The following is a 10,639-nucleotide window of genomic DNA, read 5'->3' as shown; positions in this document are numbered from 1 at the left end:
CGGCGGGAAGGGAAAGGCCACAAGCAGGCTTTGCTTGCCCTGGCTCGTCGTCGCGTCAACGTTCTGTGGGCGATGATCCGTGACGGAGTGTGCTACCAGCAGTCACTTCCAGTTGCGGCTGCGGGTTGACATCAGCATTGGGAAGTCCCGTAACGATCTCCGTGGTGTGGGCTGGACGGAAACCTGTCGGTAGGACCGTGGACGGCCACGGGTGAGTCCGGGACCATGGCCTGCATGTCAACCTGGACTATCAAGGCGGAGCCCGTCATTGGCACGGATGTCGACGAGGTGACGCGTCAGTACTTCACCGAGATGGGGCGGCGGGTGCTGGAGCGTTCAGCCACAGAGGCAGAGCTTCGAGCGGTGCTTGTTGAGGACCCTCACCATGACCTCAGCCCGCCTGCCGGCGAGTTTCTCGTAGCACGCAACGGTGAGGGCGAGTTCCTGGGCTGCGCAGGGTTGCGACTGCTGAGGAGTGATCCTGAGACTGCGGAGCTCAAGCGGATGTACGTGCGCCCCGCCGGGCGGGGAGCAGGATTGGGCCGCGGCCTCCTCCTCGCCGTCGAGGAATCTGCTGCGAGGCTCGGTGCCACCAGGATTGTGTGTGAGACCAACACCCAACTTGCTGAGGCACGAGCTTTGTACATCAGGCACGGCTACAAGGAGACCGCGCCATACGAAGGGCATGGCAAGGCGGATCACTGGTACGCCAAGGTACTCATTGAAGGCCAGGAGATCGAGCTCGAGTCGGCCCCAGTGAGACGATCTTGCTGTGGCCGGTGTGATCACGGCGTCTGAGCCGACTTGGATAGCCCCGTTCACCGGGCTGAGTTCGCGGGTCTTCGGGAAGTTGGTGAAGCAGCTGCGCCAAGAGAATGCCGACACCCCGGCCCGGGGCGGCCATGGAAGCTGCCGCTGGAGGATCGCGTGCTGCCGGTAGCCGCATACTGGCGCACCAACCTCACTCTGCGACAATTGGCCCCACTGTTCGGGGTGTCAAAGTCCTCCGCCAACCGGGTCATCGACCACCTCGGCCCGAAGATCGCCCTAGCGGCAGCGCAAGCGGTTCGCCAAGGACACCGTCCTCATCGTGGACGGCACCCTGGTTCCCACCCGCGACCACGCGGTCGCCGAGCAGTCCAAGAACTACCGATACTCCACCAACCACCAGGTCGTCATCGACGCCGACACCCGCCTGGTTGTCGTGGTCGGCCGTCCGCTGCCCGGCAACCGCAACGACTGCAAGGCGTGGGAGGAGTCCGGCGCGAAGGCCGCCGTGGGTAAGTCCCTGACGATGGCCGACGGCGGCTATCCGGGCACCGGGCTCCTCATGCCCCACCGCCGCACCCCGGGCGAGGAGTTGCCCGCATGGAAGCAGGAGCATAACCACTCGCACAAACAAGTCCGCGCCCGCGTCGAGCACGTCTTCGCCCGCATGAAGACCTGGAAGATCCTCCGCGACTGCCGCCTCAAGGGCGACGGCGTCCACCACGCCATGCTCGGCATCGCCCACCTCCACAACCTCAACCTCGCCGGCTGAACACGGAGCCAGGACGCACAGAGCTGCTGTCCGGGCTCGGGGAGATCAATTACGGGACTTCCCAATGCTGATGTCAACCCGCAGCCGCAACTGGAAGTGAGTGCTGATAGCACACTCCGTCACGGATCATCGCCCACAGAACGTTGACGCGACGACGAGCCAGGGCAAGCAAAGCCTGCTTGTGGCCTTTCCCTTCCCGCCGCTTGCGTTGGTAGTACACCTTGGAGTCAGGACAGGACTTGAGGCTGGCCATCGCCGACAAGTACATGGTCCGGAGTAGACCGCGGTGATAGCGGCGGGGTCTGCGCAGGTTGCCGCTGACACGGCCCGAGTCTCGGGGCTGCGGGGCCAGACCGGCGAAGCCGGCCAGGCGGTCGGCACTGCCGAAGGCGTCCATGTCGCCGCCCGTTGCGGCGATGAACTCCGCGCCGAGCCTGGTGCCCATGCCGGGCAGGCTGAGGATCACGTCGGCCAGCGGATGTTCGTGAAACCGGGCTTCGATGAGGGCGTCGAGTTCCGCGATCTCCTCCTCGAGGGCCATCACTGCCCTCGCGAGGCGAACCACCATCGCTGCGGCCACCGTCTCGCCGGGCAGCGCGGCGTGCTGAGCCTGGGCGGCTTCCACCACCGCGTGAGCCAGTGCAGCGGCACCTTTAACTTTGCGGTTCTTGAGCCAGGTCTCGATCCGCTTCGTGCCTGCTCGTCTGATTGCTGCCGGAGTCTGGTATCCCGTCAGCAGCATCACCGGACCTTTGTTGGTCAAATCCAGTGCCCGCTCCAACGCGGGGAAGATCTCCAGCAGTTGGGCGCGGAGCCGGTTGATCTGACGGGTGCGATCGAAGACGAGGTCCAGACGTCTGGTCGTCAGCGTGCGCAGATCGATGGCGATCTCGTCGCCGGGCCTGAGCAGTCCCAGGTCCCGGCGGATGCGTGCCTGGTCGGCGATGACGAAGGCGTCCTTCGCGTCGGTCTTTCCCTCGCCCCGGTAGGTTGCCGAGGCGCGGTGCACTGTCAGGCCGGTGAGGTAGGCGACAGACTGGCCGTGAGCGGTGAGCAGACCGATCAGGAGAGCAGCACCGCCATGGTTAAGGTCGACGGCCCACAACACGTCATCGGATATCGCCAACACGTCGCCGAGCAGTGTCAGCAGTTCGGTCTCGTCATTGCGGATCCGGCGGGACAGCAGCCGCTTGCCCTCCGCGTTGATCGCCACGGCGTGGTGATGTGTCTTGCCGATGTCCACACCGGCCCAGATGTCGGGCACGTTTCCCTCCGCCAGCTCGTCGCACATGGAACCCGCAGACGACCGCGCCGGCGTTGTCCTACAGCAGCGATCAAGTCGCGTATCCCAATTGGCGGTCGGGTCGTCGTGGGGCTTCGGGCGGCCAAGTCCCGTAAGCCATCCAGCGGCTCAACCTTTACAGCCATACCCGAAGCCCCCGGGCCCTCCGATCCTACGAACGACCAGAGCAGGCCCACGCCAAGAAGGTAGGACAACCTTTGTAGCCCGTGTCTCCTCGAACAGGTAATGCGTCACCCCGGTCATGCATTCATCACCTCCTCGCCAAGCGGCTCACCCCGCTGGCCCAGGCGTTTGGCCCAGGTTTCCAAGTTGAAGAGCCAGCCGGCGAGGAGGGCTCCTCGGACTGCCGCCAGGCGGTCCGCTAGGGGCGGATGTAGGGCCGGGTCATGATCTCCATGTTGTGGCCGTCCGGGTCCTCGAAGTACGCGCCGCGACCGCCGAAAAGACGGTTGATCTGGCCGGGTTCGGTGTGGCTGGGGTCGGCGTAGTAGGTGACCCCAACCGCCTCCAGGCGGGCGATCATGGCGTCGAACTGCTCGTCGGGCACGAGGAATGCGTAGTGCTGCGACTGGATCGGCTCGTCCCGCTTCTCGTAGTAGTCGAGCGTCACGCCGTTGCCGAGGTCGACGGGCAGGAAGGGCCCGAACGGAGCACCGACCTTCAGCCCCAGGATCGCGGTGATGAACTCGGCCGACAGGTGCCGGTCCCTGGCGTAGATGGCGGTGTGGTTCAGCTGGACGGCGGTCGCCGGCAGCGCGGATTCGTTCGGGTGCTGCTGGTCGTATGACATCAGTGGTGTCTCCGGGTCTTTGGATCCGCTGGGATGGGGCGCCGCATGCGGGCGCCGATGCAAAGACGCGGAGAAGGGGGCGGGCCTCTCGCCCGCCTCGCGCTCACGCCGAGGCCGGGAACCTCACTCGTGAATGGCCCATGGCCGACCCGGCAGTCACCCACCCGACCCTAGTGGTCAATCATGGCCTGAGGCAACGCCGTTGTGCCCCAGCGACTCCACCGAGGCCCGGCGGCAAATGAGCCGCCGTGGGTCTCCGTCGCGCCGGTCATGAACGGAGCCAGATGAGGAGTGCAGCGGGGCTCGGACTCGAACAGGTCACTGTGCACTCCAACCCCCGAGCGATCCCGGCCTACTCCCGCGCCCAGACCCCGGTGACCACTGGTCAGATCGGCGCCGTCGCGGGTCTGCCGGTCATCGTCACGAACCGGATCACCGCGGGCAAGTTCCTGCTTCTCAAGAACAACTCGATGGGCCTGCTCTACAAGCGCCGGCCGATCGTCGAGACCGATCGCGACATTCTCAAGCGCACGACCGTCGTCACGACGAACCTTCACTACGCCGTGAAGCGCCTCGACGACAAGGGTGTCTGCGTCGGCACCCTCTCTGCGACCTGATCAGCAGCACGCCTCAACTCACCTAAGGAGGGGCGGGTTGCTGTTGCGCCGCTACCATGACACCGACGAAGAGCCGGACACCACCGAGCCGGACACCACCGAGGACGCCCCGCAGGCCAAGCCCGCGGGGCGTTCGCCGCGTAAGAAGGGTGATGCCTGATCCCCCGTACCGAGATCACGGCGCAGGCCGTGTCCGCCGCGGTGCCGCTTGCCGCGGTGACCCTGGGCGCGGTCGACAGCACCAACGGCAACCAGTGGCGCTACACGGGCCGCCGCAAGCTCATCGTGCGTAACGCCGCTGCCTCGGCGATCACGGTCACCATCCGCAGTAATACGCGGGTCGGTGGCCTTACCGTGCCGGACCGCACGGTGAGCGTCGCGGCCGGCGCCACCGCCTATATCCCCGAGGGGCCCGGGGCGTTGCAGGTCGACGGGTTCGTGTACTGCGACTGGTCGACCGGGGCGAGCGTCACCGCCGGTCTCATCGAAGACACCACGAGATAGAGGCGGGCAGTGGCGTCAGGGGCCGCTTAGAGCCATGATCACGTGCTCGGCGTGCCCATGCAGTGCCGCAACAAGCACCTCGCCCTGGGCCGATGTGCACTCCATGACCAAGAAGCGGCCATTGAGACGTGTGCTCTCCTTCAGCCCCAGTTCCCGTACACGTGCCACTTCCAGATCAGGGGGCAACATCAACGGGTTCTTTTGACGCGGACGAGGCTCCCAGGACCAAGCCCCGGACTCGATCACAAAGTGCCCGCGTGTCCATCTGGGCGCTTGAGGGTCTTTCAGGACACAGACGACCTTGATGCGCCGTCCATCGATGAGGTGACTGGTGATCTTGCGTTGCTGCCGACTGAGGTGCGAGGCAGCAAGCCCTGCACCACCGGCGAACAAGCCGAAGAACACCGGAATCTGATCCATGCGCGCATTGAAGCAGGGCCGAGAGCAATGGAGGAACCCTTTTGCGCATCGCGTATGCCACCGCCGACCAACTCGCCGCGTGGACCGGAAAGCCTGCCCCGTCGGACGCCGACCGGCTGCTCACCCACGCGTCCGAGGACATCGACGACGCCCTGTTGACGGCCGTCTACTGCGTCGACGACGCAGGTATGCCGACCGACCCCGACGTCGCCTCGCCCCTTGCCGACGCTACGTGCACGCAGATCGAGTACCAGCAGGCAACCGGGGACGACGGGACCGGGGCCGCGGGCCGATGGGACTCCGTGTCCATCGGGCCTGCGTCCCTGTCCGGCCGGTCCGACACGACGCCGGGGCCGACCGGCCTCGACCTCGCCCCGCGGGCGCAGCGCTGGTTGCGCCGCGCCGAATTGCTGCCGGGGTGATCTGGTGAGAGTCCCCGGATGGCTGTTGCGGCACGAGGTGACCTCGAGCCGTACCTCGGTACGTCGGCGTACCGGCCCCGCTACGGGCCGCCCGTCACCGCTGCCCGCGCCCTGGTCGACGAGACCGTGCGGCAAGTGCGCGACCGGACCGGCGCCGAGGTCGTATCCACCGCGCAGATCATTGCCGCGCCCGGCGTCGACTGCCCGCCCGGTTCAGGCCTCACGCTCCCCGGCGGGCGCCGCACCACCGCCATCAGCACCGCACAGCACACCGCGTCGGGTCTGCCCGTGCCGGCCAGTACGGAGGTGAATGCCGAGTGACGCAGCGCGGACAGTTCCGGTGGAACGGCGACGCGGCCCTCGGCGCCGAGCACGTCCTCGCAGGCTGCCCGGACGTGCTGGCACAACAGGTCGGCGCCGACAGTGAGTTCGTACGCCGAGCGGGCCGTGACGTCGGGGTCGGCGCCGAGGCCGTACAGGTCGAGTGACTCACGGATGGGACGGATCAGCTCAGCGAGGCGATCCCGTTGCAGCTCGGTCATGTACGGCTGCCCTGTCAGGGCTGTGACGTCGACGCGCAGTGCCCTGGCGCATGCCGCGATGAAGTCGGGGGACGCCGGCTTGTGGCCGCCCTCGACTTGGTGGAGCAGGCTGTGGGAGAAGCCGATCGCGCCGGCGAATCCACGTTGCGTGTATCCGCCGAGCTTGCGGGCTTCTGCGATGCGGGGGCCCCTGCGTGGTCGTCTCTGGGCATACTGGAACTCCGTTCCTGACTCACCATTTGGAACGGTACTCGCGCTCGCTCCCTGGCGCTGGACCGGCAATCGCCCTCGTTCCCCTCGGAGCGGGGGCGGTTGCGTGTGATCAACGGTGCGGGATGAGATGAGGGCATGACCTCACGGACCTTGTACCTGTTCGCGTCAGCCGCGCCCCCTGCGTTCGACGTGGCGCGGGTCATCGAGACGGCGCAGGCCGACGGGTGGGACGTCTGCCTCGGGCTGACGCCGACCGCAGCGCGTTGGCTCGACGAGAGCCTCGACGGACTCGCAGCAATGACCGGTCACCCGGTCCGTAGCGAGTACAAGTTGCCGGATCAGCCGGATGTCTGGCCCGAAGCCGACGTCATCCTGTTCGCCCCAGCTACCTTCAACAGCATCAACTCGTGGGCGCTCGGCATCACGTCGTCGTTCGTGGTCGGCGTCGTCGCCGAAGGCATCGGCAAGGGCATTCCGACAGTGACGATGCCGTGTGTGAATGCCGCGTACGCCCAACACCGGCAGCTCGACCGAAGCGTCACCGAACTGCGCGAGCAGGGCGTCACGGTCCTGTACGGCGCTGGCGGGTTCGAGCCCAACCCGGCAGGATCCGGGAAGCCGAAGGCATACCCGTGGGATGCGGCGCTTGCGGCCGCGCGGGGGCTGGCCGAGCGGGCATGACGAAACGGCCCCCATCGCCCGAATGCGATGGGGCTGCGTTGACGCTAGAAGGTGGCGTCCTGTCCGGCGTGGCGGGCGGGCCAGGTGGCGTCGGCCTGGTTGCCCATCGCGTCGTAGGCTCAGGTCTCGCTCCAGTTCGCCGCGCGCACAGCGGTGACGCAGCCTGCGGGGTCGAGGTCAAAGCGGCGCGGACCGGGCGTGGAGGTTGTCGATGCCGGTGAGGTGTCCGTCGGCGCGGTGTGTGCAGTAACGGCGCCTCCATGCGCGTCATGCTTCTCCGTCCCAGGTAGGACGCGTCCCGCACGGCTCAGCCTTCCCGACCCGTGGACACCGTCTTCACCTGCGTGAACTCTTCTGCCAGGGTGATCACTTCATCCTGCAACCATTGTGCCGAGGAGTCGCGATGAGCCGCCGTGCGTCCAGACAACGTACTGCCACCCTGTCCGCCCTGGTCTGCCTGCTGGCCGTGACCGCCGCCGCGCCCGCCGAGCCGTCGGGGGTGGACCGCCCCGCGAAGAAGCAGCAGGAGAGCCTGCTGGACACCGTGCCGAAGTCCAAGGTGCTGCGCGTGTGCACCACGGGCGACTACCGACCGTTCACGTACAAGGACCCGAAGGACGGTTCGTACAGCGGCATCGACATCGACATGGCCCAGGACCTCGCGAAGAGCCTGGACGCCAAGGCCCGTTTCGTGGACACCACATGGGCGAATCTCACGAAGGACCTGGCGGGCGGGAAGTGCGAAATCGGCGTCGGCGGCGTCTCGATCACGCTTCCCCGCGCCCGCCAGGTGTACTTCAGCGAACCGACCCGCGAGGACGGCAAGACGCCGATCGTGCGCTGCGCGGACAAGGACAAGTACCAGACGCTCAAGGACATCGACCAGGCCGGGACGACCGTGGTCGTCAACCCGGGTGGCACGAACGAGCAGTTCGCCCGCGCGAACATCAAACAGGCCACCATCAAGGTCCACCCGGACAACACCACGATCTTCGACGAGATCGTGGCGGGCCGGGCGGACGTGATGATGACCGACGCGAGCGAGACGCTCTACCAGTCGAAGCTCCACCCCGAGCTGTGCTCGGTCCACCCCGACAAGCCGTTCACGTTCGCCGAGAAGGCGTACGCGACGCCGCGCGGCGACAGCGCCTTCCAGGAGTACGTGACCCAGTTCGTGCATCTGGCGACGCACGACGGGACGTACGCCAAGTACGAGGCGGAATGGATGAGTTGAGCCGAGTCGTGCTCCTCAGGCACCATCACAGTCACCCGGCTCGACCGGCTCTTCCACTCCGTCCAGAACCTCATCATCGTGGGCATCGAACTACGAGGCCGCGGTATCCGCATCCAGGCCGTCGAGCAGAACGTCGACAGCAACACTCTCGAAGGACGCGACTTGATGCCGCCATGGCAGATAAGTCAAGACGTCCCCTCAGCGAGCTTCACCAAGGCGAGACAGTCCAAGCAATGATCACTGGTCACGAGCCATGGGGCCTCACAGCAGAGATAAACGGATACGAGCCCGTGGACGCCTAGAGATCCTTAAGGATGTGGGTTATGTGGGGTCGTGACGGCTGGCGTGGGCTGCGCTATGCCGGAGGAATGAGGTATCCCGATGGCGGAGGGCTGACGGCTGAGGAGCGGGTTCGGCGTGCGCAGGTCCGGTTGGCGGCCGCTGATCTGATCGAAGCGGGGGCCAGTGACCGGGAGGTGGCCCGGCAGTTCAGAGTGACCCGGATGTCGGCGAACCGCTGGCGGCGGGCGTTGGCTGCGGGCGGGCGACAGGCACTGGTCTCCAAGGGCCCCGGCGGCGCCCGCTGCAAACTCGATGCGAGTCAACTGCGTGCACTGGAAGCGGTGTTGGATGCCGGCCCGGCAGCCGCGGGCTGGAGCGACCAGTGCTGGACCCCGGCAAGGATCACCGAGGTCGTGCGACACCGATTCAGCGTCGAGTACACCCTGGCCGGGATGGACCTGCTGCTGTACCGCATCGGCTGGAGCGTGCAGGTCCCCTCCCGCAAGGCCACCGAGCGCGACGAGGCGAAGACCGCCACCTGGAAGGACGAGCAGTGGCCCGTCATAAAAAGACGGCGACGGACCTGGGCGCCCGGCTCTGCTTCGAGGACGAAGCCGGCCAGGGGCTGAGGCCGCCCAAAGGCCGAACCTGGGGCCGACGAGGCCACACACCCGTCGTGCGCGTCACCGCCGCGGCACCAAACGCGTCTCCATGGCCGCCCTGATCTGCACCAAGTCCAGCCACCGGACCCGGCTCATCTATCGCATCCACCTCGACCGCGGCCCCGCCAAGAGCCGGCACAAGGGCTTCACCGAGACCGACTACGCACACCTACTGGACGCCGCACACCAGCAACTCGGCGGCCCGATGAGTCGGGCGAGCTGAGCGCGAGGTCAGGTCGGGTTCTTTTCGGCCGTGAACGCCTCGGTCTCGTAGCGCGCCATCGCCTCGCGGCGCTCCTTCAAGTACTGGGCTTCGACGTCCTCGGGCGTGACCCCGATCTTCGCCATGATGGGGTTTAGGACCCTCTCGCTGAAGCGTTCGTCCGTCTGAGTGAACAGTTGGCAGTCCGTTTTCAGGTCTGCGCACAGCTTGGCCCGGCTCGCCTCGGTGATCGTCTCTTGGATGCGCTCGCGCCAAAAGTTGTGAACCAGGTCGTTACGCCGCTTCAAGCTCCTGGTGAGGTCGTTGCCGACCTCCGGGTAAACGCTGGTGTGCGCCTCGACGCGCTTGATGAGTTTCCCCATCATGTCCTTGAAGCCTTGAGCCCAGGGATCGCGCATGAGCTGCTCTCCCTGCTCCCTCGCCGTAACGAGCTTGGTGAGCGCGAGAGCATTGACGAGAGAGTGTTCGAGGACGTTGGCCTTGTAGATGGCCAGCCCGAAGAGGGCATACAGGGTCTTGTGATCCGTGCCGTTGTCGTACTCGTCGTCCGACTCCGGCTCCTCGCGCCAGGTCGGCTCACGCCTGACCACATACAGTCCATCCATGTCGTCCAGTGTGCTGGTAGGGCGAGCCAACGCTTACTGCATTTTGACGACCTGGCTGCCAACGCCCGTGAGCCTGCCGACCCTCGAGGGCGGAGGTGCCGGACCGCAGCCCGGGCACGCCCCCTATAACGGCGACTGGCGCTATCACACATCGACAACTCGACTCGTTATGTCGGTCATAGATGACCGACGAGCTGTCCGCTCATTGCAGGGGCTCAGATTCCAGAAAGGTACGCATCTCGACGGCGAGACGGCGCATGTCTTCTCCGGGAGCGTGGCTGGTCGTCGCCTCGAAGCGCCATTCTTCGTCAGGGAATCGGTCGTGTAGCGCCCACCTCAACCGGACGTGTGAGCCTGCATGCTCGGCCGCCAGCGTCAGGTCATCCTCAAGAGAGCGCCATGCCCTAGTTCCGTCCCATCCTCGGAACTCTTCTGCCAGCCCAGCAAGGAAGACGTCAAGACCGTCACCGTCCCAAGTCCTCACCATGACCTCGATCTTCACCGACTCGCCTTGAGCCGTCACCAGGAAGTCGAGCACCATATGTGATGACGTCGGTCGTCTGTCTTGTCTCGCCGATCACCGTTCGGCGAGCGGCTGGAA

Annotated in this window: 12 protein-coding genes and 5 pseudogenes; 11 read left to right on the top strand and 6 right to left on the bottom strand. The window is 66.2% G+C overall.

The window, feature by feature from the left end:
• The 3 genes and pseudogenes from ACWFR4_RS34310 to ACWFR4_RS34300 all read left to right on the top strand — a co-directional run.
• A pseudogene (locus ACWFR4_RS34310) lies at nucleotides 1–129 on the top strand (IS110 family transposase); the annotation flags it as partial.
• Nucleotides 130–234: 105 nt separating this feature from the next.
• Nucleotides 235–798 (top strand): GNAT family N-acetyltransferase, encoded by a 564-nt coding sequence (locus tag ACWFR4_RS34305; RefSeq protein WP_453655963.1) that lies wholly within the window; start codon nucleotides 235–237, stop codon nucleotides 796–798.
• Nucleotides 773–1,540 (top strand): annotated as a pseudogene (locus ACWFR4_RS34300) (transposase). Before ACWFR4_RS34305 ends, ACWFR4_RS34300 begins: the two are co-directional and overlap by 26 nt.
• Nucleotides 1,541–1,613: 73 nt before the next feature.
• Here the strand turns inward: ACWFR4_RS34300 and ACWFR4_RS34295 are convergent.
• Nucleotides 1,614–2,831, bottom strand: coding sequence for an IS110 family transposase (locus ACWFR4_RS34295; RefSeq protein WP_453655962.1), 1,218 nt, complete (start codon nucleotides 2,829–2,831; stop codon nucleotides 1,614–1,616).
• A 373-nt stretch (nucleotides 2,832–3,204) separates the two neighbouring features.
• Nucleotides 3,205–3,633: a VOC family protein gene (locus ACWFR4_RS34290; protein ID WP_453465801.1), complete on the bottom strand. Its 429-nt coding sequence runs from the start codon at nucleotides 3,631–3,633 to the stop codon at nucleotides 3,205–3,207.
• A gap of 284 nt (nucleotides 3,634–3,917) precedes the next feature.
• On the opposite strand from ACWFR4_RS34290, the gene ACWFR4_RS34285 reads away from it, so the two are divergent.
• Both ACWFR4_RS34285 and ACWFR4_RS34280 read left to right on the top strand, forming a co-directional pair.
• Entirely contained in the window at nucleotides 3,918–4,250 is a 333-nt protein-coding gene (locus ACWFR4_RS34285) for a hypothetical protein (protein WP_453655961.1), read from the top strand.
• 189 nt (nucleotides 4,251–4,439) lie between these two features.
• Nucleotides 4,440–4,754, top strand: coding sequence for a hypothetical protein (locus tag ACWFR4_RS34280; RefSeq protein ID WP_453465796.1), 315 nt, complete (start codon nucleotides 4,440–4,442; stop codon nucleotides 4,752–4,754).
• 15 nt (nucleotides 4,755–4,769) lie between these two features.
• Here ACWFR4_RS34280 and ACWFR4_RS34275 read toward each other — a convergent pair whose 3' ends face one another.
• Nucleotides 4,770–5,174 carry a hypothetical protein gene (locus tag ACWFR4_RS34275; RefSeq protein ID WP_453655960.1) on the bottom strand — a complete coding sequence of 135 codons (405 nt, stop codon included), beginning with the start codon at nucleotides 5,172–5,174 and terminating at the stop codon, nucleotides 4,770–4,772.
• A 41-nt stretch (nucleotides 5,175–5,215) separates the two neighbouring features.
• Here ACWFR4_RS34275 and ACWFR4_RS34270 point away from each other — a divergent pair, with 41 nt between their 5' ends.
• Genes ACWFR4_RS34270 through ACWFR4_RS34260 form a run of 3 tightly spaced genes read left to right on the top strand, consistent with a single transcriptional unit; the run spans nucleotide 5,216 to nucleotide 6,084 of the window.
• Entirely contained in the window at nucleotides 5,216–5,596 is a 381-nt protein-coding gene (locus ACWFR4_RS34270; RefSeq protein ID WP_453655959.1) for a hypothetical protein, read from the top strand.
• Between the two features lie 18 nt (nucleotides 5,597–5,614).
• Complete coding sequence (locus ACWFR4_RS34265; protein WP_453655969.1) at nucleotides 5,615–5,917, top strand: hypothetical protein; 303 nt, start codon at nucleotides 5,615–5,617, stop codon at nucleotides 5,915–5,917.
• Entirely contained in the window at nucleotides 5,914–6,084 is a 171-nt protein-coding gene (locus ACWFR4_RS34260; protein WP_453465809.1) for a hypothetical protein, read from the top strand. Before ACWFR4_RS34265 ends, ACWFR4_RS34260 begins: the two co-directional genes overlap by 4 nt.
• A 135-nt stretch (nucleotides 6,085–6,219) precedes the next feature.
• Here the strand turns inward: ACWFR4_RS34260 and ACWFR4_RS34255 are convergent.
• Nucleotides 6,220–6,420, bottom strand: a pseudogene (locus ACWFR4_RS34255) (hypothetical protein); the annotation flags it as partial.
• 66 nt (nucleotides 6,421–6,486) lie between these two features.
• Here ACWFR4_RS34255 and ACWFR4_RS34250 point away from each other — a divergent pair.
• The 3 genes and pseudogenes from ACWFR4_RS34250 to ACWFR4_RS34240 form a co-directional block, all read left to right on the top strand.
• Nucleotides 6,487–7,032 carry a flavoprotein gene (locus ACWFR4_RS34250; RefSeq protein ID WP_453655958.1) on the top strand — a complete coding sequence of 182 codons (546 nt, stop codon included), beginning with the start codon at nucleotides 6,487–6,489 and terminating at the stop codon, nucleotides 7,030–7,032.
• A gap of 403 nt (nucleotides 7,033–7,435) precedes the next feature.
• Entirely contained in the window at nucleotides 7,436–8,266 is an 831-nt protein-coding gene (locus tag ACWFR4_RS34245) for a transporter substrate-binding domain-containing protein (RefSeq protein ID WP_453655957.1), read from the top strand.
• 368 nt (nucleotides 8,267–8,634) lie between these two features.
• Nucleotides 8,635–9,418: pseudogene (locus ACWFR4_RS34240) on the top strand (winged helix-turn-helix domain-containing protein); the annotation flags it as partial.
• A 23-nt stretch (nucleotides 9,419–9,441) separates the two neighbouring features.
• On the opposite strand, the gene ACWFR4_RS34235 reads toward ACWFR4_RS34240, so the two are convergent.
• Nucleotides 9,442–10,038 (bottom strand): hypothetical protein, encoded by a 597-nt coding sequence (locus ACWFR4_RS34235; protein WP_453655956.1) that lies wholly within the window; start codon nucleotides 10,036–10,038, stop codon nucleotides 9,442–9,444.
• A 202-nt stretch (nucleotides 10,039–10,240) separates the two neighbouring features.
• Nucleotides 10,241–10,582, bottom strand: a pseudogene (locus ACWFR4_RS34230) (DUF6228 family protein); the annotation flags it as partial.
• Nucleotides 10,583–10,639 lie beyond the last annotated feature (57 nt).

The sequence above is a fragment of the Streptomyces sp. NPDC055140 genome, from assembly GCF_053607285.1.
Note: the sequence above shows the minus strand (reverse complement) of the source record. Positions and strands in the feature narration are given on the sequence as shown.

Excerpts from the sequence above, each read along its gene's own strand:
- ACWFR4_RS34305 (WP_453655963.1), top strand. The coding sequence starts at position 235 with ATGTCAACCTGGACTATCAAGGCGGAGCCCGTCATTGGCACGGATGTC.
- ACWFR4_RS34295 (WP_453655962.1), bottom strand. The coding sequence starts at position 2,831 with ATGTGCGACGAGCTGGCGGAGGGAAACGTGCCCGACATCTGGGCCGGT.
- ACWFR4_RS34290 (WP_453465801.1), bottom strand. The coding sequence starts at position 3,633 with ATGTCATACGACCAGCAGCACCCGAACGAATCCGCGCTGCCGGCGACC.
- ACWFR4_RS34285 (WP_453655961.1), top strand. The coding sequence starts at position 3,918 with ATGAGGAGTGCAGCGGGGCTCGGACTCGAACAGGTCACTGTGCACTCC.
- ACWFR4_RS34275 (WP_453655960.1), bottom strand. The coding sequence starts at position 5,174 with ATGGATCAGATTCCGGTGTTCTTCGGCTTGTTCGCCGGTGGTGCAGGG.
- ACWFR4_RS34265 (WP_453655969.1), top strand. The coding sequence starts at position 5,615 with ATGGCTGTTGCGGCACGAGGTGACCTCGAGCCGTACCTCGGTACGTCG.
- ACWFR4_RS34250 (WP_453655958.1), top strand. The coding sequence starts at position 6,487 with ATGACCTCACGGACCTTGTACCTGTTCGCGTCAGCCGCGCCCCCTGCG.
- ACWFR4_RS34245 (WP_453655957.1), top strand. The coding sequence starts at position 7,436 with ATGAGCCGCCGTGCGTCCAGACAACGTACTGCCACCCTGTCCGCCCTG.
- ACWFR4_RS34235 (WP_453655956.1), bottom strand. The coding sequence starts at position 10,038 with ATGGATGGACTGTATGTGGTCAGGCGTGAGCCGACCTGGCGCGAGGAG.